Annotated in this window: 24 protein-coding genes and 7 tRNA genes; 26 read left to right on the top strand and 5 right to left on the bottom strand. The window is 43.7% G+C overall.

The features are described 5' to 3' along the window. Positions 1 to 65: 65 nt before the first annotated feature. Entirely contained in the window at positions 66 to 1,334 is a 1,269-nt protein-coding gene (locus CGZ90_RS08555) for an NCS2 family permease (RefSeq protein ID WP_094251965.1), read from the bottom strand. A 280-nt stretch (positions 1,335 to 1,614) separates the two neighbouring features. Between CGZ90_RS08555 and CGZ90_RS08550 the strand changes: the two genes are divergently transcribed. From CGZ90_RS08550 to CGZ90_RS08505, 10 genes are all read left to right on the top strand, one after another. Beyond that, positions 1,615 to 2,364 carry a metal ABC transporter ATP-binding protein gene (locus CGZ90_RS08550; protein WP_094251964.1) on the top strand — a complete coding sequence of 250 codons (750 nt, stop codon included), beginning with the start codon at positions 1,615 to 1,617 and terminating at the stop codon, positions 2,362 to 2,364. A gap of 5 nt (positions 2,365 to 2,369) precedes the next feature. After that, positions 2,370 to 3,227, top strand: coding sequence for a metal ABC transporter permease (locus tag CGZ90_RS08545; RefSeq protein ID WP_379675178.1), 858 nt, complete (start codon positions 2,370 to 2,372; stop codon positions 3,225 to 3,227). A 38-nt stretch (positions 3,228 to 3,265) separates the two neighbouring features. Next, positions 3,266 to 4,183 (top strand): metal ABC transporter substrate-binding protein, encoded by a 918-nt coding sequence (locus CGZ90_RS08540; protein ID WP_094251962.1) that lies wholly within the window; start codon positions 3,266 to 3,268, stop codon positions 4,181 to 4,183. Positions 4,184 to 4,319: 136 nt separating this feature from the next. After that, positions 4,320 to 4,985 carry an HAD family hydrolase gene (locus tag CGZ90_RS08535; RefSeq protein WP_094251961.1) on the top strand — a complete coding sequence of 222 codons (666 nt, stop codon included), beginning with the start codon at positions 4,320 to 4,322 and terminating at the stop codon, positions 4,983 to 4,985. Continuing rightward, positions 4,982 to 5,845 (top strand): YitT family protein, encoded by an 864-nt coding sequence (locus CGZ90_RS08530; protein ID WP_094251960.1) that lies wholly within the window; start codon positions 4,982 to 4,984, stop codon positions 5,843 to 5,845. The genes CGZ90_RS08535 and CGZ90_RS08530 overlap by 4 nt, the downstream gene beginning before the upstream one ends. A gap of 137 nt (positions 5,846 to 5,982) precedes the next feature. Then, positions 5,983 to 6,753: a metal ABC transporter ATP-binding protein gene (locus CGZ90_RS08525; protein ID WP_094251959.1), complete on the top strand. Its 771-nt coding sequence runs from the start codon at positions 5,983 to 5,985 to the stop codon at positions 6,751 to 6,753. A gap of 17 nt (positions 6,754 to 6,770) precedes the next feature. After that, positions 6,771 to 7,637: a metal ABC transporter permease gene (locus tag CGZ90_RS08520; RefSeq protein WP_205727385.1), complete on the top strand. Its 867-nt coding sequence runs from the start codon at positions 6,771 to 6,773 to the stop codon at positions 7,635 to 7,637. Continuing rightward, positions 7,627 to 8,043 (top strand): Fur family transcriptional regulator, encoded by a 417-nt coding sequence (locus CGZ90_RS08515; protein WP_094252448.1) that lies wholly within the window; start codon positions 7,627 to 7,629, stop codon positions 8,041 to 8,043. The genes CGZ90_RS08520 and CGZ90_RS08515 overlap by 11 nt, the downstream gene beginning before the upstream one ends. Positions 8,044 to 8,101: 58 nt before the next feature. Beyond that, the gene (locus CGZ90_RS08510; protein WP_094251957.1) at positions 8,102 to 8,314 is read left to right on the top strand and encodes a DUF1540 domain-containing protein; all 213 of its coding nucleotides are present in this window, start codon (positions 8,102 to 8,104) and stop codon (positions 8,312 to 8,314) included. A gap of 136 nt (positions 8,315 to 8,450) precedes the next feature. Beyond that, on the top strand, positions 8,451 to 8,813 hold the full coding sequence (locus CGZ90_RS08505; RefSeq protein WP_094251956.1) for a hypothetical protein: 363 nt from the start codon (positions 8,451 to 8,453) through the stop codon (positions 8,811 to 8,813). A gap of 176 nt (positions 8,814 to 8,989) precedes the next feature. Here the strand turns inward: CGZ90_RS08505 and ispG are convergent, their stop codons facing one another. Continuing rightward, positions 8,990 to 10,102, bottom strand: a complete 1,113-nt coding sequence (gene ispG, locus CGZ90_RS08500; RefSeq protein ID WP_094251955.1) for a flavodoxin-dependent (E)-4-hydroxy-3-methylbut-2-enyl-diphosphate synthase — start codon at positions 10,100 to 10,102, stop codon at positions 8,990 to 8,992. 88 nt (positions 10,103 to 10,190) lie between these two features. After that, positions 10,191 to 10,508, bottom strand: a complete 318-nt coding sequence (locus CGZ90_RS08495; protein ID WP_094251954.1) for a LysM peptidoglycan-binding domain-containing protein — start codon at positions 10,506 to 10,508, stop codon at positions 10,191 to 10,193. Between the two features lie 170 nt (positions 10,509 to 10,678). On the opposite strand from CGZ90_RS08495, the gene CGZ90_RS08490 reads away from it, so the two are divergent. Beyond that, positions 10,679 to 11,545: a DUF1002 domain-containing protein gene (locus CGZ90_RS08490; RefSeq protein ID WP_379675179.1), complete on the top strand. Its 867-nt coding sequence runs from the start codon at positions 10,679 to 10,681 to the stop codon at positions 11,543 to 11,545. A gap of 113 nt (positions 11,546 to 11,658) precedes the next feature. Here the strand turns inward: CGZ90_RS08490 and CGZ90_RS08485 are convergent, their stop codons facing one another. Further along, entirely contained in the window at positions 11,659 to 12,423 is a 765-nt protein-coding gene (locus CGZ90_RS08485) for a DUF1189 domain-containing protein (RefSeq protein WP_165766818.1), read from the bottom strand. A 176-nt stretch (positions 12,424 to 12,599) separates the two neighbouring features. Between CGZ90_RS08485 and CGZ90_RS08480 the strand changes: the two genes are divergently transcribed. From CGZ90_RS08480 to CGZ90_RS08435, 10 genes are all read left to right on the top strand, one after another. Further along, on the top strand, positions 12,600 to 14,204 hold the full coding sequence (locus CGZ90_RS08480) for a Na/Pi cotransporter family protein (protein WP_094252446.1): 1,605 nt from the start codon (positions 12,600 to 12,602) through the stop codon (positions 14,202 to 14,204). A 69-nt stretch (positions 14,205 to 14,273) separates the two neighbouring features. After that, entirely contained in the window at positions 14,274 to 14,762 is a 489-nt protein-coding gene (locus tag CGZ90_RS08475; RefSeq protein ID WP_094251952.1) for a DUF456 domain-containing protein, read from the top strand. Between the two features lie 143 nt (positions 14,763 to 14,905). Further along, positions 14,906 to 14,980: transfer RNA gene (locus tag CGZ90_RS08470), tRNA-Asn, on the top strand. 4 nt (positions 14,981 to 14,984) lie between these two features. Further along, a tRNA-Met gene (locus CGZ90_RS08465) sits at positions 14,985 to 15,061 on the top strand. Between the two features lie 43 nt (positions 15,062 to 15,104). Continuing rightward, a tRNA-His gene (locus CGZ90_RS08460) sits at positions 15,105 to 15,180 on the top strand. Between the two features lie 24 nt (positions 15,181 to 15,204). After that, positions 15,205 to 15,281 (top strand) — tRNA-Ile (locus CGZ90_RS08455). A 10-nt stretch (positions 15,282 to 15,291) separates the two neighbouring features. Then, positions 15,292 to 15,384: transfer RNA gene (locus tag CGZ90_RS08450), tRNA-Ser, on the top strand. Positions 15,385 to 15,547: 163 nt separating this feature from the next. Continuing rightward, positions 15,548 to 15,624 (top strand) — tRNA-Met (locus CGZ90_RS08445). 73 nt (positions 15,625 to 15,697) lie between these two features. After that, positions 15,698 to 15,773, top strand: a tRNA-Phe gene (locus CGZ90_RS08440). An 879-nt stretch (positions 15,774 to 16,652) separates the two neighbouring features. Then, positions 16,653 to 17,264, top strand: coding sequence for a superoxide dismutase (locus tag CGZ90_RS08435; RefSeq protein WP_094251951.1), 612 nt, complete (start codon positions 16,653 to 16,655; stop codon positions 17,262 to 17,264). Positions 17,265 to 17,312: 48 nt separating this feature from the next. Here the strand turns inward: CGZ90_RS08435 and CGZ90_RS20715 are convergent, their stop codons facing one another. Next, complete coding sequence (locus CGZ90_RS20715; protein ID WP_165766817.1) at positions 17,313 to 17,486, bottom strand: hypothetical protein; 174 nt, start codon at positions 17,484 to 17,486, stop codon at positions 17,313 to 17,315. A 199-nt stretch (positions 17,487 to 17,685) separates the two neighbouring features. Here CGZ90_RS20715 and CGZ90_RS08425 point away from each other — a divergent pair, with 199 nt between their 5' ends. The 5 genes from CGZ90_RS08425 (at position 17,686) to pstA (ending at position 24,258) form a co-directional block, all read left to right on the top strand. Beyond that, positions 17,686 to 18,960 (top strand): MFS transporter, encoded by a 1,275-nt coding sequence (locus CGZ90_RS08425; RefSeq protein ID WP_094251949.1) that lies wholly within the window; start codon positions 17,686 to 17,688, stop codon positions 18,958 to 18,960. Between the two features lie 100 nt (positions 18,961 to 19,060). Continuing rightward, positions 19,061 to 21,100 (top strand): peptidoglycan D,D-transpeptidase FtsI family protein, encoded by a 2,040-nt coding sequence (locus CGZ90_RS08420; RefSeq protein ID WP_094251948.1) that lies wholly within the window; start codon positions 19,061 to 19,063, stop codon positions 21,098 to 21,100. Positions 21,101 to 21,370: 270 nt separating this feature from the next. After that, positions 21,371 to 22,330, top strand: a complete 960-nt coding sequence (locus CGZ90_RS08415; protein ID WP_094251947.1) for a PstS family phosphate ABC transporter substrate-binding protein — start codon at positions 21,371 to 21,373, stop codon at positions 22,328 to 22,330. A gap of 99 nt (positions 22,331 to 22,429) precedes the next feature. Further along, complete coding sequence (pstC, locus tag CGZ90_RS08410) at positions 22,430 to 23,380, top strand: phosphate ABC transporter permease subunit PstC (protein WP_094251946.1); 951 nt, start codon at positions 22,430 to 22,432, stop codon at positions 23,378 to 23,380. Then, a complete protein-coding gene (gene pstA / locus CGZ90_RS08405) occupies positions 23,380 to 24,258 on the top strand; it encodes a phosphate ABC transporter permease PstA (RefSeq protein ID WP_094251945.1) in 879 nt (292 codons plus the stop codon). Before pstC ends, pstA begins: the two co-directional genes overlap by 1 nt. Positions 24,259 to 24,263: the final 5 nt, after the last annotated feature.

Genomic DNA, 24,263 nt, shown 5'->3' with positions numbered 1-24,263 from the left:
TTTATTTAGTTCGATTTATGAAAAAAACGCCCTTTGATGACATCATCAAAAGGGCGTTTCGTTTTTCAAACCATGCTGTGAAACACAAAATTGATAAAGAACAAGACTGCGATCACAACTAAAGGAATCGGAACTTGTTTATGCTTTCCTGCAGCAAGTTTCAGGAGAGGATAAGCGATGAACCCAAATGCCAGCCCGTCAACAATGCTGTAAGTGAGCGGAATAAGCGCTATGATCAGAAAAGCAGGGAACCCTTCCGAAAAGTCGGAAAGCGGGATGTGCTGTATCTGCTGGACCATAAGTCCTCCGATTATAATAAGAACTGGCGCGATCGCTCCATCTGGAATATATGCCAAGTATGGAGCAGTAAAGATTGCAAGCAAGAACATCAGACCAGCGACAAGACTTGTTACGCCGGTTCTGCCGCCTTCTGCGATGCCGGCAGCACTTTCTACAGTGGAAATGGTCGGACTTGTTCCAAACACACCGGATACAACTGTAGAAGCAGCATTTGCCTGAAATGCTTTTGGAAACTTCTCTTTATCAGGCAGCAGCCCATGAAGAAGACCCATGTTCTCGAACGTGATGATCATCGTAAGCGAAAACGTCGCAATCCAGAATGGCAGCTGCAGGATACCGCTAAAATCTGCCGCCATGAACAGTTCTCCGAACGGCTTCAGTGATAATGAACCGGAAGACTGCCCAGATGGGCCAGCAATTCCGAACAAATATCCGATCGCTGTAGTAGCTGCGATGCCAATAATAAATCCGCCTTTAATATTTCTTAGAAACAGAAACATCATCAGCACAAGACCAATCACCGTCAGGATGGCGTCAGGTTCGTTTAAATGACCCAGCTTAACGAACGTGGAATCACTTTTTTCAATGATGCCGCCTTTTTGCAGTCCGATGAACGCCAAGAATAATCCGATTCCGACTGTGATGCTGTGCTTCAGAGATTCTGGTATGCTTTTTGATAATATGTCTTTGATTCTAGTTCCTGCTGCAATCATGAAGAAAACACCAGACAAGACTACGGCTGCAAGCGCCTCCTGCCAAGAAAGATTCATTCCCTGCACGATTGTATAGGTGAAAAACGCATTAACTCCCATCCCTGGGGTCAGTATAATCGGGGCGTTCGCATAAAAAGCCATCATAAGACATCCGGCAACTGAAGTGAAGATGGTCGCTAGCAGGACACCTTCATACGGAATGCCGGCATCCGCCAATATCATCGGATTAACGATGATAATGTATGCAATCGTAAAAAATGATGTAAATCCTGCAAGTATCTCCTGCTTCAAAGAATGCCCGTCTAAACGTATGCCTTTCATAATTTCCCTTCTTTTTTTCTTATCCCTCACCCACCCAGCGGAATTTAAGCCGCCAATAACAGATTATAAAACACAATAAGAAATTTGGCTATAAAAAATCATTTACAAATTTGACTCTGGCTTATATACTTTGATTAACAAAAAAAAGTTGCGCGAAGGAAACATTTGTTGTCACGTTCATGCTCTAAGGAGCATACATTAGACCATCTGTTTTATTTTTTAGGAAAATGTTGCCCTTGCGCAATAATCGTGGACACGGAAAAGAGAGGGGCTATTTAAAATGAGTGACGCACTTCAAGTCGACCAGATGTATGTCTCTTATCAGGGAAATCAGGTTGTCAAAGATGTTACCTTTTCAGTTGGAAACGGCACGATCGTAGGTATTATTGGGCCGAACGGAGCCGGGAAATCTACATTAATGAAAGCGGCACTTGGATTGATCCCGAAAGACAAGGGAGAAGTACTGGTGAACGGAAAGCCGCTGAAGCAGTCACAGAAAAAGATCGCGTATGTTCCACAGCGCAGTGATATCGACTGGGATTTTCCGATCACGGTCATAGATGTTGTTCTGCTCGGAACATATCCTACCCTAGGGCTATTCAAGCGCCCAGGGAAATCGGAGCGTGCATGGGCAGCAGAATGTCTCAAAAAAGTGGGCATGCAGAATTTTGCCACAAGACAGATCGGGGAATTATCAGGAGGACAACAGCAAAGGGTGTTCCTTGCAAGAGCTCTAGCTCAGAAAGCGGAACTGTTTCTTCTAGATGAACCGTTTGTTGGAATCGATGTGGCGAGTGAGGAAACCATCATTCAAATATTAAGGGAGCTTAAACGGGAAGGAAAAACGATTATCGTCGTTCACCACGACCTAAGTAAGGCGGAATCGTATTTTGATCATCTCCTTCTGCTTAACCAGGAACTTATTCATTTCGGCACCTCTAGTGACGTGTTGAAGCCGGAAGTGATCACTAAAGCATACAGCAATCAGTTTTCATTCTTAAATAAAAGCGGGCAGGTGAATTGCACATGAGTTTTATGGCATTTTTAGAAGCGCTGTTTCAATATGAGTTCCTTCAGAAGGCATTGTGGACGTCTGTCATGGTGGGCATTATCTGCGGTGTTCTCGGATGTTTCATCATCTTAAGGGGAATGGCTCTGATGGGGGATGCCATCTCTCATGCTGTTCTGCCTGGTGTTGCCATCAGTTACATGTTCGGCGTGAACTTCTTTTTTGGAGCCGTGCTTACTGGGGTTCTGACGGCTATCGGGATTGGATTCGTAAGCCAGAACAGCAGGATCAAGCATGATATGGCGATCGGAATCATGTTTACTTCCGTTTTTGCCGTAGGAATTATCATTATTACGCTGATGAAGAGCAGTGCAGATCTTTATCATATCCTGTTTGGAAACGTGCTTGCTGTCAGAACGAGTGATATGTGGATGACGCTCAGTATCGGGCTGCTTGTCATAACGCTTGTTACCTTGTTTTATAAAGAACTTCTCGTTTCAACGTTTGATCCGACAATGGCACAGAGTTACGGGCTTCCGAACAAGTGGATCCATTATATTTTAATGGTCGTCCTTACGATGGTAACGGTAGCTTCACTTCAGACGGTCGGGATCGTTCTGGTCGTTGCCATGCTCATCACGCCGGCTGCTACAGCATATCTGCTCACAAACCGTTTGTGGGTAATGATATACATGGCTGCAGGATTTGGAGTCATTTCATCTGTACTCGGACTGTATTTCAGTTTTACTTATAACCTTGCATCTGGGGCGACGATCGTTTTAGTTTCAGCATTCTTCTTTGCTGCCGCTTTTTTCTTTTCACCGTCACAGGGGCTTTTGTGGAAATCATTTAAAGCGAGAAAAAACCGCGCTTCATTGTCATAGGAAAATTATGTTCATAAAAATTCTAAGGGGGATACTTCATGATTAAAAAACTTGGAAGCACTATTCTGCTGGCAGCAGCACTGTTACTATCAGCATGCAGCAGTGAAAAGAGTGACAACGACAAAGTTGAGGTTGTCGCTACTTACTCAATTATCTATGATCTTGTAAAAAATGTCGGCGGGGATAAAGTAGAGATTCACAGCCTTGTTCCTATTGGATCTAACCCGCATGAATACGATCCCCTGCCTGAAGACGTTATGAAGGCAACAGATGCAGACGCGGTCTTCTATAATGGGCTTAATCTAGAAGAAGGTAACTCCTGGTTCGAAAAACTGATGAAGAGTGCAGATAAATCAGGTGAAGATGCACCTGTTTTCCGCGTAAGCGAAGGAGTTGAACCGATCCATCTTGAATCAAAAGGGCTTGAAAAGCAGATGGACCCGCACGCGTGGCTGGATATTAAGAATGGCATTAAATATGTAGAGAACATTAGAGACGCATTATCAGAGGTTGATCCCGAAAACAAGGAGTATTATAAAAAGAACGCAGACGCTTATATAAAAGAGCTGAACGCACTGCATGAAAAAACAATAACAGAGCTTGAAAAGATACCGAAAGAAAAGCGTATCTTGATTACGAGCGAAGGTGCCTTTAAATATTTCGGGAATGCTTACAACATGGATACCGGCTATATCTGGGAAATCAATTCAGACAGCCAGGGTTCCCCGCAGCAAATAAAGAATGTTGTAGATTACATCGGTCAGACAAAAGTTCCAGGATTATTTGTTGAAACAAGTGTCGATCCAAGAAGCATGGAGACTGTTTCTAAAGAAACCGGAATCCCGATTAAAGGAAAAGTGTTCACTGACTCTCTAGGCAAAAAAGGAGAAGACGGCGACACGTATATCGAGATGATGAAATGGAACACAGAAACCATCATCAAAGGTCTTCAATAATAGCATTACGTTGGAAAAACGCGCACAAAGGTGCGCGTTTTTTCTTTGCTATTTTACAGCCAAACCCATCCCCGATCATCTCGGGTTGTACGAGAAAACCTTTCTTGATTGCTATATAATAAAGTGGGATGGAGTGATGGATGAAATGAAGATTAAAGCAGTTTGTTTTGATATGGATGGAGTCATCGTGGACACTATGCCTTATCATGTAGAAGCATGGCAGCATGCTTTTCATGCAGAAGGGCATACTCTACACGGGCATCTGTTTTATGAAAGAGAAGGAATGCCGGGTATGAAAACGATAGGTGATATTGACAGTCTGCGTTCATTGTCTCTAACGAAAAGCCAGATGGAGAGAATCTATCATGAAAAAAGAAAATACTTTAAACAAAATGCACGCTATGAGTTTATATCTGCGGCGGTTAGCGCTGCGTCTTTCTTGAAGAAGGCTGGGATATCGATTGCGCTTGCCACTGGAAGCAGGCGTGAATTTGTGGAAGAGATTATTGAACAGCTTCCCTTTTCATTTGATGCCATCATCACAGGGGACGATGTAACGGAAGGAAAACCCGCACCTGAGCCCTACTTGAAAATTTCAGAAAAATTCACTTATAAGCCAGATGAATGGCTCGTTATTGAGAACGCACCGCTTGGCATCCTGTCAGCTAAACGCGCAGGTATGAAAGTCTGGGCGATTGAAACGACATTAGACCGTGAGTATCTGGCTGAAGCGGATGAAATATTATCGCCAGATAAACTGATGACTGCCATCGAAAGGGTAATTGAGGAGGATCGAGCTTGAAAAAACAGCATAAAAAAGAAAGTGTGTCCCATTTCATCTACCGGATTATTTTTATCCTGATTGGAGCGGGGCTCGCAGCGACAGCGATCGAACTATTTCTGATTCCAAACAAGATTATTGATGGGGGAATCATCGGTGTATCTCTTATTTTGGACTATCTAACACCCGCTAACTTTGCTGTTCTCGTGTTCCTTTTAAACCTTCCTTTCATGTATTCAGGCTACAAACAGATCGGGAAAACGTTTGTCATCTCTTCACTTATCGGCATAGCAGGATTGGGTATCATTGAGACAATGCTTCATGGTGCGGAGCCATTCACTGACCAGCCGATACTTGCGACTGTATTTGGTGGAGTGATATTGGGCGCGGGAGTCGGGCTTGTAATCCGCCATGGGGGATCTCTTGATGGAGCGGAAATATTAGGAATTCTTTTGAGTAAAAAGCTGCCGTTTTCTATCGGAGAGATCGTCATGTTTCTTAATATCTTTGTTTTTTCATGGGCTGGTTTTGTGTTTGGCTGGGAACAAGCTATGTATTCGGCCATGACGTACTATATTGCCTTTAAGACGATTGATACGGTCATACAGGGGCTTGAAGAAACAAAAGCGGTCATTATTGTTTCTGATCAGTATGAGGAAGTGTCCGATGCGATCCTTGACAGGCTTGGCCGCGGAACGACGAAACTGAAAGGCAAAGGCGGCTATACGGATGAAGAGAAAGAAGTCATCTATGCCGTCATTACCCGGCTAGAAGTTACAAAGCTGAAAAATATAGTGTATGAAATAGACAATAACGCTTTTATCACCATTATGAATACGCAGGAAACAAAAGGCGGCAAGTTTAAGTCTCCAATTCATTAAAGGCGGCATGTTCCGTCTTTTTTTATTGAATAATGCCCGCATAGGACAAAACATAATTGTTTAAATTCTATTCTCTGGCGTGTATACTAAAATACAGCTTAAATCGTACTCATTACTAAAACTAAGGGTGTTTAATGATGGAACAATCAAGGCTGAAAGAGCCCATTATTTCGATAAAAAATTTATATTACCATTACGGTCAGGCGAATGTACTGGAAAACATCAATCTTGATGTAAAAAAAGGGGATTTTCTCGGACTGGTCGGCCCAAACGGATCTGGAAAGTCCACGCTTATTAAATGCATTCTAGGTCTCCAGCAGGCTCAAAAAGGGGAAGTACTTCTCTTTGGGGAGCAGGCGGCAAAGTTCCGCCGCTGGGACAAGATCGGTTATGTGTCTCAAAAAGCGAGCAGTTTTAACACATCTTTTCCAGCTACTGTGTTTGAGGTCGTATCGATGGGTCTTTTCGGCAAAGTCGGATTATTCCGATTCTTAAAACGAGAACACCGCATTAAAGTGAAAGAAGCGTTGGAAGCGGTTGGGATGGATGCCTACAGCAGCAGGAATATTGGAGAACTTTCGGGAGGACAGCAGCAAAGAGTCTTTATTGCCCGAGCCCTTGTAAGCGAACCAGAACTCCTGATTCTTGATGAACCGACTGTTGGTGTGGACGCTCTTTCTGCGGATACATTCTATCAGATGCTTAAGGATCTGCACCGTGAAAGGAACATGACACTCTTGCTTGTCACTCATGATGTAGGTGTAATGTCTGATTATGTGACAAACGTTGCATGCCTGAACAAAACGCTGCATTTTCATGGAAAAACGGACGAGTTCGAAAAGGTCTCCAAAGAAAAACTATCCTCTTTCTACGGGCATAAGGTGCATGTTCTTGATCACACTCATTAATGGAAGGAACGTTAAAGATGGCTTTTTTTCAGTTTGAATTTTTGCAGAACGCGTTAATGACCGGCCTGATGATCGGGCTAATCGCACCTGTGCTCGGCGTTTTTATTGTAGTGAGGAAACAGGCGTTAATTGCCGATGCATTGTCACATATCACATTAGCTGGCATTGCGGCCAACCTGCTGCTCGGCAAGTGGTCAACCGTGTTCGCTGGGGTAAATCCTGTTTATATGGGAATGGTGTTCTCTGTTTCCGGCGCCTTGCTGATTGAACGTCTTCGGAAAGTGTACAAGCACTATGAAGAACTGGCTATACCGATCATTATGTCAGCAGGAATCGGGCTCAGTGTTATATTCATTTCGTTGGCTGACGGCTTTAACACGGATTTGTTCAACTATCTTTTCGGCAGCATCATCTCAGTTACACGGTCAGATGTCTGGACAATATTTGTTGTGATGGTCGTGGTCCTGGCTGTGATCTGGGCATTGTATAAAGAACTTTTCGTCCTTTCCTTTGATGAAGAACAGGCAAAGCTGAGCGGGATTAAAGGCAGCGGGATTTTGCTTGTTTTCATGGCGATGACGGCGTTAGTCATCGCAGCATCAATGAAAATTGTCGGCATCCTGCTCGTCTCGAGTTTGATGACACTTCCGGTTGCTGCAAGCATCAGGGTCGCCAGAGGCTTTAAGCAGGCCTTTATCTTATCGGTGATATTTGGCGAAACAGCCGTTATATCAGGACTTATTTTATCTTATTATCTTGACCTTGCATCTGGTGGAACAATCGTTATTTGTTCCGTCATCATCCTGCTGTTAGCGATAAGTTACAAAAAGTGGAAAATGACAGGGGAGGAGAAGATTTATGGGCCAAAATCCTATGACCGTTAATCAGGCTATCGCGAAATTAAAGGAAAAAGGGTATAAAAATACAGACAAACGAAGAGATTTGCTTGAAGTGTTTGCAGATGAAAAACGCTATCTGTCTGCAAAAGATGTTCAAGAAGCGTTGAAAAATAAATATCCCGGTCTTTCGTTTGATACGATATATCGTAATTTATCTGTTTTTGCAGAGCATGGACTTCTAGAAGAAACAGAATGGGAAGGCGAGAAGAAGTTTCGTTTTACCTGTTCTGCAGGACACCATCATCATCACATCATCTGCCTCACATGCGGAGTTACAAGGTCAGTGGATGCATGCCCGATGGATTCCGTTTCAACGAACATGGAAGGATTTGAAATTACAGGCCATAAATTCGAAATATACGGCTATTGCACTTCTTGCAAAAAAGCATGATCAGAAGTATGAAACTCCTTTAAGTCAGAAAAGCTAAAGATAAAGGAGGAGTATGATTATGCCAGATGTGAAATGTAATGTTGCAAACTGCACGTATTGGGCTGAAGGAAACAACTGCGCTGCCGATGCCATTTTGGTGGAGATCGACAGGCATGCAAACAGTTCATTCGATATGAGTGCAGACGGAGAACTGTCTGGACAAGCAGCCCATAAAGATTCCGCACACAATGCAGAAGAGACGTGCTGCCATACATTCCGTCCTAAGCACTAGTGACGCTGCAAAAACCCGCTGTTTAATGAGCGGGTTTTTTGCATTTCTACGCTCGCCAATTGTTTACATCAATAACGTATAGACCGTAGTGCATACTAATAGCGCTCCGACTTCTAAACAAAGCGAGGGATGCATCATGGATGAAAGAAGAAACAGGATGGATGATGCGCGGTTTGATGAAGAAATAGCAGCCGAGGTGCTGCCGCTTAACCGCGATTTGACACTTCCTGAAAACGAAAAGCCGAGAACAGGCCGTGAGGAAGAAGCTCATATTCATGAACGAAAACAGGATTATGCTGGCATAGGAAAAGTTACAGGGATAGCTGCCGTTATCTTAGCCGCATTGTCATTGTTTATCCTGCCAGTCTTTTTCGGCGGGGCTGCTGTAGTCCTTGGATTTATCGCACGAAGGCTCGGAGCACGATCGCTTGGAAACTGGGCAATTGGTCTAGGCGCTGTTTCCATCATTATCTCGCTCATCTTTGCCCCTTTCTTTTAGTCGCGGAAAGATGATGAGATAGCCCAGCGGGGGTACGGTACTTTAATAAAAAAACGAGCAAACACGGCTTGAATTGCAAAAAAGTACCGTACCCCCACACTTTAAATAACAAAAGTAAAGCCCTCCACTGAAGGCGGAGGGCTTTTTCTGGTCCAGCTGATATCAGCTGGATCGATTTATGCGTTCTGGGCTTCGGCTTCTTCAGCCAGCTTTTTTTTATGGGCTTCTGCGAGGATGTCGATTTCCTTCTTCAGTTCATCGAGAAGCTGATCTTCTGGAATCTTGCGGACGATCTCGCCATGGCGGAACAACAGTCCTTCACCGCGAGCGCCGGCGATGCCGATATCAGCTTCGCGTGCTTCTCCAGGACCGTTAACGGCGCAGCCTAAAACCGCCACTTTAATCGGCGCTTTCACTTTTGAAATATATTCTTCTACTTCGTTTGCGATTGAAATCAAATCGATCTCGATTCTCCCGCAAGTAGGACATGAAATCAAGGTGGCTGCATCAGACAGCAGGCCAAATGACTTTAGCAGCTCGCGGGCGACTTTCACTTCTTCCACAGGATCTGCACTTAAAGATACCCTTAACGTGTTCCCGATTCCTTTGCTCAGGATAACACCAAGCCCTGCAGCACTTTTTACCGTACCAGCAAATAGTGTGCCTGATTCAGTAATCCCAAGATGGAGCGGATAATTAAAAGCTTTAGAAGCTTTTTCATATGCCTCAATTGCTAAGTTAATATCCGAAGCTTTCATAGAAACGATAATATCGTGGAAATCGAGGTCTTCCAGGATCTTAATATGATCCAGTGCGCTTTCTACCATTCCATCTGCAGTTGGATATCCATATTTCTCTAGATATTTCTTCTCGAGAGACCCGGCATTGACACCGATACGGATAGGAATTCCTTTTTCTTTTGCGGCTTTTACTACGGCTTCTACCTTCTCGCGTCGGCCGATGTTGCCAGGGTTGATCCGGATTTTATCCGCACCGCCCTCGATCGCCTTCAAAGCCAGTTTATAATCAAAATGAATATCTACAACAAGAGGTATGTTAATTTGTTTTTTTATATCAGCTATCGCTTCTGCAGCTCTCATATCCGGACAGGCAACTCGGACAACCTGACAGCCTGCTTCTTCCAGCCGTTTGATTTCCGCAACTGTAGCTTCTACGTCATGAGTTTTCGTTGTCGTCATACTTTGTACGATGACCTGGTTGTTGCCTCCGATCGTAAGAGGTCCCACTTTAACAGGCCGTGTGCGCGAACGATGATTGATTTCACTCATTGGTGAATCGCTCCTTTATGATAAGTTGACAGGTAATGCATGTCATCTGTTCATTTTAGCAAGTATTAATTTACTTTGGCAAGGAATCTTAACGTTTATCTTTGGCGTATAGCGGGAACTTATACGTTTTTCCAGGAATAATGCGGTCTGGATTGACGGAAGGATTGAGTCGTTTGAAATCTTTCACCATCGTGACCATGTTGAACTTTTTGCTGCCGCTGCTTTTTTCCATAATTGAAAGGACGGTGTCTCCGGGCTTTATAGTTATTAAGGAATATCTCTCATTGTTCTTCTCACTCTTTACCTGCTGAGGAAGAGCAGCCGCAGGCAATGTTCCGATTTTCAGGTCATATACAATGACATATAACACAAGCAAGATCAGCATACCGGATATAAATTTTTTCATGGCGACTCCCCCTTTAAGGAAACCATATGCTTGTCCATTTTTTTTATTCCAAATTTTTACCGAAATTGTGTTATGGTGTAAAATGGCAGTATATACGACGTGCAGGAAATCGTGTACAGCCGCGTATGGTATAACTTAATCCTTATTTTGAGGTGATATTTGTGAAAGCAATAAAAGCAATCTGCCTTTTCGCATTAATGGCAGGCATGTTTATGGCTGCGCCGTTTAAAGCATCTGCGGATGCAGCTCCTGGTGATGTGATCGTTACACTTGGCGAGAACCTTACAGAAGAGCAAAAAACAGCGGTGCTTGAAGAAATGGGTGTTGATGCGAACGTCCAGACGGTTACAGTGTCTAATAAAGAAGAACATGAATATCTGGGAGATTATATGTCTAAAGCCCAGATCGGTACAAAAGCTATCTCATCAGCTAAGATTACGATAGCGGAGGAAGGAAAAGGGTTAAGTGTCAAAACAAACAACATTAACCATGTAACAGAGGAAATGTACATGAACGCTCTGACAACTGCTGGAGTAAAAGACGCTGAAATTTTCGTCACCGCTCCATTTGCGGTTTCGGGCACAGCCGCACTTACGGGGATTTTAAAAGCATATGAAACAACGGCGCAGATCGAGATACCTGAGGAGCAGAAGCAGGTTGCCAATGAAGAAATGGTAAAAACTTCAGAGCTTGGTCAGCGGATCGGAGCTGAAAAAGCGTCCGAGCTGGTAACGAAGGTGAAAGAAGAAGTCTCTCAAAACCCATCCATGTCTGAAGAAGAGCTTAAAACGCTCATCCAGAAAACTGCGAAGGATCTAGGCATTGAACTGACGGATGAAGAGCTTAACGGTCTGACATCTCTTTTCAACCGAATGAAAGATTTAAACATTGACTGGGATCAAGTACAAACGCAGCTTAAAGACATAAAAGATAACGTTGGCGAGATCTTGAACAGCGAAGAAACAAAGTCGTTCCTTCAAAAGCTTTTGGATTTCTTTATCGCGATTATTGAAGCTATCAAAAATTTATTTAAATAATATGATCGCATAAACTGCTCTGTAGACGCTGATCGCCGGTTTTCGGCTTAAGATTAAAAAACTGCATGAAAGATTAACAGAGCAAAAGTAAAAGGGCCTCTTCGGAGGCCCTTTTACTTTTGCTGTGGAACTTCTTTTATAGAAAGATAAAGCATGATCATCGATACCCCTGTAAATATAAAGAACGAAAACGGCACGCTCGTTTTCAGCAGTGACATGACGGTGAAAAATGCGACAGGCAATGTGATGCTGTAGATCGACATAACCCAAAGCTGTTTGTATTGAAGACGGCGTCGGAGGGAGTTCTTCATTCCTAAACCGATTACCGCAAGAAGTGATACACCAGTGAAAGCCGCGCCTGCAATCAAAATGTAAGAAATGACATATAACACTGGGAGCAGGATCGGGAGCATTCCATCGAAAGACTGAAGAGCAGATAAAAGATCTTCTTTCGTCAGGTTATCAGCTCCAAGCGATGTATACGTGACAGCATCCTCGCTGCCGTTAGAACGAACAACAGCACGGTCGCTGTCAAATGAGATAACATCATCGTACTCGCGGGTTTTATCCTGGCTGATTTGATCATGCGGATCAAAAATAAAATAAAACCCATCTCCTTCAGTCACGACCGGTTTTTTTTCGGGAGATTGAAGAACACCATTTTCCAGCTTGAAGGACGGAAGGTTATCTTTCATGGACTCTTCAAATCCGCTGACAGCGCTGGAAAAGGACTGGCCGAGCATAATAGCGGACGGCAGAGTGGAAAGAAGCATCAATAGAAAGACATAAAGAATAGCGCTGCCCACTCCTGTGAACCGCAGCTTTGCGATGGATTCAGGGGAGTAAAGGCTGTGAAGCAATCGTTTAAACAAGTTCAAGTTGCAGTTCTCCTTTAGGTTATTAACGGTTATATTGTATCTTAATAGTATCTGTTCAGACAATGAACGTTTTAACAAACCTTTACAAAAAAACAACAAATAGAGATAATGTTTTTTAGCTAAGGAATCTACCAGGCAAACATATTCAAGGAGCTGTTCGTTTGGGAATACAGGAAATGATATTTCATTTTGCCGGAGGACTCGGCATTTTTTTATTCGGTATAAAATATATGGGAGAAGGTCTGCAGAACACGGCAGGTGACCGGCTGCGCGATATACTTGATAAGTTCACTGCCAATCCGTTCATGGGCGTTCTGGCTGGTATATTTGTCACGATTTTGATCCAGTCAAGCTCAGGCACAACGGTACTTACTGTTGGTCTTGTAAATGCTGGCTTCATGACGCTCAGGCAGTCAATAGGCGTTATCATGGGGGCTAATATTGGAACAACGATCACTTCCTTTATCATAGGGGTGGATATCGGAGAATACGCCCTTCCGATTATGGCCGCTGGAGCAATACTTGTTTTCTTCTTTACAAAAGCGCTTTGGACGCATATCGGTCAGATATTATTTGGCTTTGGAAGCCTGTTCTTAGGCCTCGAACTTATGGGTAAAGGTGTAGAACCGCTGCAATATTCACAAGCTTTTAAGGAAATGACCTTATCGATGGGCAGCAATCCTGTACTGGGAATTCTAGCCGGTACGATCATCACGTTAGTGGTACAGTCTTCTTCAGCGACAATCGGCATCCTGCAGGAATTATACTCGCAGGATCTCTTAGACCTTAAAACGGCGGTTCCTATTTTGTTCGGTGACAACATCGGAACAACCGCTACAGCAGTACTGGCTTCTATCGGTGCCAGTGTAGCTGCAAGGCGGGCAGCTATGACACATGTGCTGTTCAACGTTGCCGGGACGGTCCTTTTTATGCTGCTATTAAGTCCATACATAGCATTTGTTCAGTACATTACTGAACTCTGGGGGCTAATGCCTGCCATGCAGATTGCAGTGGCACACGGCACGTTTAATGTGACAAACGTCCTCATCCAGTTTCCATTAATCGGCCTGCTCGCTTATACGGTGACAAAGCTCATTAAAGGGGAAGACCATACAATTGAGTATAAGGCAAAGCATCTTGACATGATGGTACTTGAAACAGCGCCTGTACTTGCGCTCCGTCAAGCGAGGCTGGAGATACTCCGCATGGCCGAATTCTCAAAAAGCGGTTTATTAGAAACTGCTGAATATTTAAACAGCAAAAAATTAAAAAATGCCGACAGAGCGCTTAATTATGAAGAAGCAATCAACCACCTGGACAAGCAGGTCACCGGCTATCTCGTAAAACTCTCGACTCATCCTCTCACAAAGTCAGAGTCTGGCGAGCATACGATGCTCCTCGAGGCTGCCCGAGACATTGAACGCATCGGAGATCATATGGAAAATATCGTCGAGCTTGTAGAATATCAGATGCGCAATAACATAACTCTTACCAGCCAGGCGATGGACGATCTTAACACGATGATTACATTAACCGTTAATACGCTTGAAAAAGCGATTCTCTCAATAAAGGATCAAGACAGAAAAACAGCTGAAGAAGTTCTCGCACTGGAAGAAAAAATAGACCAGATGGAACGCGACCTCAGAAAACAGCATATTATCAGGGTGAACGAGGGGATTTGCGAAGTATCTGCAGGGATTGTCTTCGTTGATATTGTAAGTAACCTGGAGAGAATCGGCGACCATTCAGTCAATTTGGCAGAAGCTGTTCTTTCCCATTAAAAGAAGACGGAACTTTATCCGTCTTCTTTTCGTATGTTTACCAACACGTAAAATCAGGAGAGTGAATACATGGATACATTTTATTGGATCTTGATCGGCCTCAGTTTCTTGCTGGCATTTGCCGCATTAGTGTTCCCTATATTGCCTGGAGCCCTATTTCTTGCCCTTGGATTCGTGATCTACGGCCTTGCTTTTTCGTTTGAACCCTTCAGTATCCTTTTCTGGATTGTACAGGGTATTCTCTTCGCCTCGCTGTTCGCAGCCGATTATGCGGGTAACGCGTATGGAGTGAAAAGGCAGGGAGGATCAAAAGCTGCGATTTGGGGCAGCACTATTGGGCTGATCGCAGGTCCCTTTGTCATACCTATCCCGTTTATCGGTATCCTGATCGGACCGTTTCTCGGTGCTGCACTCGCTGAGATGATCATCCATAAGAAAGGTTTTAAAACATCAGCGAAAGTGGGAATCGGGTCTCTCGTAGGCTTTATCGGAAGTTCACTAATAAAAGGCATTGCCCAGGCAATGATGATCGCTTACTTCCTTTGGACAGTTCTTTAGCTATGATTGATATTTACAAACCATCGTGCTATAGTTATCTTGTTTCCCAAAAAAGTGAAAACATTGGCAAGAAAAAAGTGTTTGACACTTAGCAAGCAAACATGATATAGTAATTCTTGTCCTTAACAGGAGAAACAAGATATTCCACAGTAGCTCAGTGGTAGAGCTATCGGCTGTTAACCGATCGGTCGCAGGTTCGAGTCCTGCCTGTGGAGCCATTATGGCGGTGTAGCTCAGCTGGCTAGAGCGTACGGTTCATACCCGTGAGGTCGTGGGTTCGACTCCCTCCGCCGCTACCATAATGTTTTTAGATCCAACACTAAAACAAAAAATAGAATTATGGCGGTCGTGGCGAAGTGGTTAACGCATCGGATTGTGGTTCCGACATTCGGGGGTTCGATTCCCCTCGATCGCCCCATAAAAATTACATAACGTTTTGCATGGACCCTTAGCTCAGTTGGTCAGAGCGGTCGGCTCATAACCGATTGGTCGTAGGTTCGAGTCCTACAGGGTCCACCATTCATAAGTTGGAGGTATACCCAAGTCCGGCTGAAGGGATCGGTCTTGAAAACCGACAGGGGCTTAACGGCTCGCGGGGGTTCGAATCCCTCTACCTCCTCCATTTTCACTTAACCCACACCTCATAGCAGGGGTGGAGCAACGAGCGTTACGTCATGAGTAAGCTGCGAGTTGTTTCGACGCATAAGCCTCTAAGATTAATCTTGTAGAGGAAGAAACAGTCAAAGCTACGGAGGAATAACATCATCCGTAAGCTATATAATCATCGCGGGGTGGAGCAGTCTGGTAGCTCGTCGGGCTCATAACCCGAAGGTCGCAGGTTCAAATCCTGTCCCCGCAACCAATTTTATTTCATGAATTGCGTCGATTAACCATCTCGCTCATGAAATATCAGTAGTGCCTGTATGCAACCAAATGGCTCGGTAGCTCAGTCGGTAGAGCAGAGGACTGAAAATCCTCGTGTCGGCGGTTCGATTCCGTCCCGAGCCACCATAATATTAATCAAGTAAACCTCTCAGAGAAAATGAGAAGGTTTTTTTAATTTGCTTTGAACTCCTTTGCAGGGTGGAGCAACGAGCGTTACATCATGAGTAATCTACGAGTTGTTTCGACGCATCCGCTTCTTAGATTAATCATGTAGAGGAAGAAACAGAGGACATCGAAGCCTGGGTAGCTCGTCGGGCTCATAACCCGAAGGTCGCAGGTTCAAATCCTGTCCCCGCAACCAATTTCGTTTCATGAACTGCGTCGATTAACCATCTTGCTCATGAAAAATCAGTAGTGCCTGTAGGTGCAAATCAAATGGCTCGGTAGCAACTAGCAAAACAGCATGAATGAACGGCGAGCTGTCTCGACGCATACACAACTTAGATGTACTTGCAGAGGAAGAGACACAGTCAATGAGGACTGAAAATCCTCGTGTCGGCGGTTCGATTCCGTCCCGAGCCACCATAATATTAATCAAGTAAACCTCTCAGAGAAAATGAGAAGGTTTTTTAATTTGTTTTGAACTCCTTTGCAGGGTGGAGCAACGAGCGTTACATCATGAATGATCAGCGAGTTGTTTCGACGCACCCGCTTCTTAGATTAATCATGTAGAGGAAGAAACAGAGAACCTCGAAGCTAAGGTAGCTCGTCGGGCTCATAACCCGAAGGTTTCTGTAATTTAAAAAATAATAATTAATTTTAATCAAATTAATTTGTGAAACGCTTCTTCCCGAGGGGTATTATTTATATGTCTTTAAGGTTTATTCATTGAAAATTGAGGATATATTTGATACGGTATGATTGTAATCCAAACAAACATTTTCAGTTTTTGGGAAACCGAAAATGAAAATAAAAAAACTTACATATTAAAGGGAGGAAATGAACATGGCAACATTTGAACTGCCTGCATTACCTTACGCTGCGGACGCACTAGAGCCGCACATTGACAAAGCGACAATGGAGATCCACCACGGGCGCCACCACAAGACTTACGTTGACAACTTGAACGCTGCTCTTGAAGGGCAAGCGGAGTTTGCTTCTAAAAGTCTTGAAGACCTATTAACAAACCTTGACTCTCTTCCTGAAAACATCCGTACAGCTGTACGCAACAACGGCGGCGGACATGCTAACCACAGCTTGTTCTGGGAGCTTCTTAAGCCAGGCGGAGCAAACGCTCCATCAGGAGAGCTTGCTGAAAAAATCAACAGCAAATTTGGCAGCCTTGATTCTTTCAAAGAAGAATTCGCGAACGCGGCTAAAGGCCGTTTCGGATCTGGCTGGGCATGGCTTGTTGTGAACAACGGTGAGCTTGAACTAACAAGCACTCCTAACCAGGACACTCCTGTTATGGAAGGCAAGACACCTGTTCTTGGTCTTGATGTTTGGGAGCATGCTTATTACTTGAACTATCAAAACAAGCGTCCTGATTACATCAATGCGTTCTGGAACGTAGTAAACTGGGATGAAGTTGAAAAGCGCTATAACGAAGCAAAATAACATCTTAATATCTAAAGAGGCTCTGTTCAAATTGGACGGAGCTTTTTATTATTGATTTACCCATTTTTCCATTATGACAAATTTTTGCTGAAGCTCCTCCAATAGAGAATCCAGTTTTTCATTGCCTTCCAAATAAACTTCTGTAGAACAAATAATGATAAAATCACTATTTTCAAGCATGGTTACAATACTGCCGTCAAACTTATAAATCGTTTGTGTCAATTCTCCGAATGTCTCACTTACACTCAAGCTGCAGATTTGAGTTTGCTTACTTGCTGTAAACTTCTTGCCTGCTTTATAGCACCAATACTCAAGTATGATACCTCACCCCTTTACAATATCATCCATTTATTCCGTTTCTGAATATCCCCCTATGAGATGAATTAAACTACATTTGTCAGATTTAAAGGGGCGGTTCAGCATGAGATACAAGCAGCTTAAGCAAGAAGGGCACATTACCAGATCATTAATACTGTTACTCGTTATCGGCGGATTATTTGCCATGAGCACAGCGCTGTCCAATACGTTTGTGAATATATATCTATGGCGCCAGTCAGGGGAGATCATGGATATTGCTTTTTATAATCTGTCCATTGTGGTGGCACAGCCGGTCGCTTTTGTATTATCAGGAAAACTTGCCAAAATAGTGGATAGGGTAGTGATCATCCGGATCGGTATTGTTATTTTCTCAATGTTTTATGTCTCTGTGCTTGCACTTGGCACTCATTCCGCAGACTTCTTGCTTCTGCTTGGCTTTTTGCTAGGTACAGGACTCGGGTTTTATTGGCTCGCGTTTAATGTATTGACGTTTGAGGTGACTGAACCGGAGAACCGTGATTTTTTTAATGGATTTCTTGGCATATTGACCAGTTTAAGCGGCATGCTTGGCCCCTTTTCTGCTGGATGGATTATTACAAGAATGGACAAAAGCCACGGATATCAAACCATCTTCAGCATCTCTCTGCTGCTGTTTCTGTGCGGTGTGGTTATCAGCTTTTTTCTTACTCGGAGAAAGGCGGAAGGACGATATGATCTGGCGGCTGCTTTTTCTGTAAGAAAGGAAAACAAAGATTGGAAAAGGCTGCTTTCCGCTCATTTCTTTCAGGGTCTCAGGGAAGGAACTTTTGTTTTTATCATTGTTATCTGGGTGTTTCTATCAGGAGATGGTGAGCTCGGACTAGGATTTTTCGGCTTCGCTCAATCTGCCGTTTCATTCGCTGGCTATTACATCGTATCCAGATTTTTGCGGAGAGAATGGAGGATGAAAGGCATATTTTATGGAGGAATGATCCTCTTTCTGTCCCCCTTTTTACTGCTCACGCCGTTATCTTTTCCTGTACTGCTTGGATATGGAATGCTTGTGTCTATAGCGTATCCGCTGCTGCTCGTCCCTTACGTTTCAGTAACGTATGATATTATCGGCCGGTGCCGTGATGCAGGTGAAAAGCGGGTTGAATATATTGTTGTGCGGGAGTTTTTTCTGAACGGGGGAAGGATTACTTCCATTGTAATTTTTCTTCTTTTTTTAAGTGTAATGCCGGAGGGGAGGCTCCCGCTATTGCTCCCGTTATTAGGGTCTGGACATTTCCTTATCTATTTTTGCCTGAAAAAAATATCGCTGAATCATTTCGGGAAGTGTAATGCAGCTGAAGGGCCAGTGCTGGAACTGGATGAGAATGCTGATAATAACAAGTAAGCCCTTTTTTGACAGCAAGTGAACTTCACGTTAAAATCGTTATACGCAAATAATGTTGAATGTGCTGTGTTTTTAACGATGAAAAGGTGAGATTGTCCAAATGAAAAGTAAAAAGAAAAAGAATCATGTTCCATTAAGACTTAATGCACTATTTTTATCTGTGTTTTTCCTTTTTTCGATACTTATACTCCGTCTTGGTTACGTACAGATCGTAAAAGGTGAGGAATATAAGCGGACAGCTTATATGACGGAAAACGTGACAACTAAGCTCGATTCTCCTCGGGGGAAAATGTATGACAGCAAATTTCGTGTGGCTGTAGACAATGAGCCTGTGTTCTCGATCACATATACAAGAACGAGAGGGAGCAGTGCAGAGGACAGGCTGGAATCTGCAAGAAAGCTGGCACTATACATCGAAAAAGAAGCTGGAGAAATTACAGAACGGGATCGAAAGGATTTTTACATACTTTTGCACCCAAAAAAAGCAGCAGCAAAAATAACAGACAGCGAAAAGAAAAAGCTGTCCGATGAAGAGTATTATCAGCTGATGCTCAGCCGCATCACAGAGGAAGAAATCTCACTCTTTTCAGACCAAGATCTTGAAGCGCTGGCTATAAAGCGGGAAATGGACAGGGGTTATGCGCTAACTCCGCAAAGAATTAAGGTTGGAGCTACGCTTGAGGAAGTGGCGAAAGTCAGTGAACACCTGCCTGAGCTTGAGGGGGTTGATATCAAATCAGATGCTCAGCGCTCTTATCCGTTCGGCGACTCGTTCCGCGATATTTTTGGGCAGGTAAAACAAATTCCGAAAACACGTATGGATTATTACACTTCTAGAGGTAATGAACGCAATGACCTTGTAGGCACAAGTTTCCTTGAAGAACAGTATGAATCACTGCTGCGCGGACAGAAAACAAAAATTAAATACGTGACGGACAAGTCAGGCAATCCGGTAGGAGAGCCGACTGAAAAGGATGGATCAAGAGGTAACGACCTTGTTCTCACTGTCGATATGCAATTACAGAAACAAGTAGAAAAGGTCATCGAGAATGAGTTGAAAGAATCGATTACAGGCAAAGATGCTTATGACAACAGGCAGCTTAAATCGGCATACGTGGTTATGATGAATCCGAAGACAGGCGAGGTGCTCTCGCTTGCAGGGAAAGAATATGACCGAAAAACAAAGAAATTTAAAAATGCTCCTTTCGGAAACATTTATAATTCTTATGCAATGGGGTCGACGGTAAAAGGTGCTACTGTTCTTACTGGACTTCAGCAAGGAGTAATTGATTCATCAACGATCTTCAATGATGCCCCTCTGACGTTTGGTGACGGACGCCAGATGAAATCTCATGAGTACATGGGTCCGATCGGTCCAGTGACCGCTCTTGAGCGTTCATCAAACGTATATATGTGGCATATTGCGATGAAGCTTTCTGGATATGAGTATTCCCAGAAACGATTTACAGATCATAATGTTGAACAGGCATTTCAAATTTTAAGGAACTCATACAGCCAGTTCGGTCTCGGTATCCAGACGGGAATTGATTTGCCTTCAGAAGCGACAGGCTATCATACTGGAATGAGCAGCGAACTGGCGCAGGCGATGTTCTTCTCAATAGGCCAGTTTGATACGTATACGCCGCTTCAGATGGCTCAATATGTTTCGACCATCGCTAATGACGGTTATCGCATGAAGCCGCATTTATTAAAAGAAGTGCGCCAGCCAGCCGATCACCCTGGACAGCTAGGAAAGCTCCTTTATCGAAACGAGCCTGAGGTAATGAACCGTCTTGAAATGAAGCAAGAATATCTTGATGTCGTTCAGCAAGGATTCCGCCAGGTCATGGCAGGAAGCAATGGTACTGCAGCTTGGATCTTTAAAAACAAGGATTATCAGCCAGCAGGGAAAACAGGTACCGCTGAAATCGATAAAAAGACAGGTCTTTACAATAAGACGCTGGTCGGATACGCACCATATAATAACCCGGAGGTTGCATTTGCTGTAGTGGTTCCGGAAATAAGAGAAGATTTCACAAATAACGAAATAGGTGAAGGGATACTAGATGCCTATTTTGATCTAAAGAAAGAGTCAATTTCGAAGAAGCCGCTTAAGGCTGAAGATGCAGTTGAAGAATAAATCGGAAAACCTTGCTGGTGCAAATGCACTGGCAAGGTTTTTTGTATCCCCTGTATTTTTCCTTTCATTTGGCAAAAGATAAGGAATAAAGAAGTATTCCATTCCTACGCTCTTAACAATTTCTTTACATTGGATTAAAACCGCATTAATAATCAGGTTTTATGATAGAGCATGTAAGATACTTAAGAGCTTTAAGGGATGCTGAGGCAGCAAGCTGTAATGGCAGCTGCAGCGGCGGTACTTAAACAAAAATTAGGGGGACCTAGACAAATGAAGAACATGAAGTCGGTTTATCTTTTGGCAGTAATGGCAATGCTCCTTGTGTTCAGCGCAGCTTGCGGGAACAAAAGTGAGAACGGTGCTGGAGGCGGAAAAGAAGTAAGCGGAAGCATCAAGATCGACGGCTCATCCACAGTATTCCCGATCATGGAAGCTGTATCTGAAGAATTTCAAGCACAAAACCCTGATGTTAAAGCTCCTGTAGGTGTTTCTGGAACAGGCGGTGGATTTGAAAAGTTTGTACGAGGCGAACTTGATCTTGCGAATGCATCTCGTCCGATCAAAGACGAAGAAAAAGCAGAAGCAAAAAAGGGCAAAGTCGACTATACAGAATTCCAGCTTGCATATGACGGTCTTTCTGTTGTAGTAAGCAAAGAAAATGACTTTATCGACCACTTGACTGTTGATGAATTAAAGAAAATTTTCCTTGAAGACGGCGCGGCAAAAACATGGGCTGATGTTCGTGAAGGCTGGCCAAAAGAAAAAATTGATGTGTTTGCTCCAGGAACAGATTCTGGAACTTACGATTACTTTGATGAAGTAATTCTTGAAGAAAAGCCTATGCGCCGTGATGCGCAGCTTTCTGAAGACGATAACGTACTAGTCCAAGGTGTAACGGGATCTGACAAAGCGATCGGATTCTTTGGATATGCTTATTACCAGGCAAATAAAGACAAGCTAAAAGCTGTACCGATCGATGGCGGTAAAGGCCCTGTAGAGCCTACTGCTAAAACAATTGAATCAGGCGAATATGCACCTCTATCTCGTCCGCTGTTCACTTATGCAAGCAACAAGGCTGTGAAAGAGAACGAAGCGGTTTACGAATACATGAAGTTTACTCTTGAAAACGCTGGAGAGCTTGCGGCTTCTGACACGATCGGATATGTTGCTCTTCCAGAAGAAGAGTACAAGAAGCAGCTTGACAAGCTGGATGAAATTGCTGGAAAGTAAACTGTCAGAAGAGTTATACTATTCTTAAAATAATGAGGTGAGGGGCATCCCCCTCACCTTTCACCTGTTATATGTGTTTAAAATAGGGAGGTACTGACAATGGATGGGAACAGAAATAACTCATCTTCGATACGCCAGATGATCAAGGATAATAAATCAAAGAGAAGCCGCAGTGCGCTTACTGAAAAAACGATGCCAAAGCTATTCCTCGCTTGTGCTATCATTTCAATTCTTACAACAGTCGGTATTGTTTTTACGCTGCTTGCGGAAACGTTCACGTTTTTTGAACGAGTATCAATCGTTGAATTTGTGACCAATAAACACTGGTTCCCGTTTACTGGTGAAGAACATGCAGACTATGGAATCATTGCACTTGTTGCCGGAACGCTTACCGTTACGGCTATCGCAATGGCTGTAGCCATCCCGGTAGGACTTGCTGCCGCTATCTACCTTAGTGAGTATGCATCGGCAAAAACGAGAAAGATCATCAAGCCGATTCTTGAGGTTCTAGCAGGGGTCCCGACTATCGTTTACGGATTTTTTGCACTGACATTTGTTACACCGCTTTTAAAAGAGTTTATTCCAACATTGAAAATATTCAATGCCTTGAGCCCAGGAATCGTAGTTGGAATTATGATAATTCCGATGATTGCTTCCTTATCAGAAGATGCGATGAATGCTGTCCCGAACTCAATGAGAGAAGGAGCACTGGCCCTTGGTGCAACCAAGTTTGAAGTTGCCATAAAAGTAGTTCTTCCTGCCGCGCTGTCAGGTGTAATTGCCTCGTTTGTACTCGGCATTTCCAGGGCTATTGGAGAGACGATGATCGTAACGATCGCTGGGGGCTCTCGGCCGACTTCAGATATCAATGTTACAGAATCGATCCAGACAATGACAGCTTATATCGTACAAGTCAGCCAGGGAGACGCTGGTTTCGGTACGACGATCTACTACAGCATTTATGCAGTCGGTATGACACTATTCCTGTTTACGCTGATTATGAACCTGCTTGCGCAATTTATTTCCCGCAGGTTTAGGGAGGAATACTAATGGCTTTAATAAAAAAAGAAACTGTCCGTAAAAGAATGGGTCGCCGTATTGCGGCAAACAGTACTGCAAAAGGTATTTTTATCGCAGCAACGATGTTTGCACTTGTTGTCCTGGCTGTTCTTCTTTACAGAATCGGATCAGAAGGCATGGAATATTTAAGCCTGGAATTCATCACGAACTTTGCTTCCCGCATGCCAGAAAGAGCGGGAATCTGGGCTGCGCTTATCGGAACATTATGGGTGATGGCCGTTACCGCACCTGTATCGTTCATTCTAGGTGTCGGAACAGCCATATATTTGGAAGAATATGCAAAGAAAAATGCATTTACCCGATTTATACAAATCAATATCTCAAACTTGGCAGGAGTTCCATCCATCGTTTTTGGACTGCTCGGATTAACCATATTTGTGCGATTGCTCGAATTGCAGCGAAGCGTGCTTGCAGGCGGATTGACCATGGCATTATTAATCCTGCCAGTAATTGTTGTGGCTTCTCAGGAAGCTCTTAGAACTGTGCCGAGAGATTTACGTGAAGCATCTTATGGCATGGGCGCAACGAAATGGCAGACGATCAGAAGAATTGTTTTTCCGGCGGCTCTGCCGGGAATATTGACTGGAACGATCCTTGCACTTTCCCGTGCGATTGGTGAAACTGCACCTCTTCTCGTTGTAGGGGCACTAGCCTACGTGGCATTTGTACCGGAGAACTTGTTTTCACAGTTTACGGTGCTGCCGATACAGCTTTATAACTGGACTAGCAGGCCGCAGGAAGATTTCCATATGCTCGCGGCATCGGGGATTATCGTGCTGCTGATCATCCTGCTGATCATGAACTCAATTGCTGTCTACATCCGCAACAAGTTTCATAAACGTTTCTAAACTGG

The organism is Fictibacillus aquaticus (assembly GCF_002245695.1).
In the GTDB taxonomy this organism is placed as follows: domain Bacteria; phylum Bacillota; class Bacilli; order Bacillales; family Fictibacillaceae; genus Fictibacillus; species Fictibacillus aquaticus.
The sequence above is the reverse complement of the archived record's forward strand: the minus strand, read 5'-3'. Positions and strand labels throughout refer to the sequence as shown.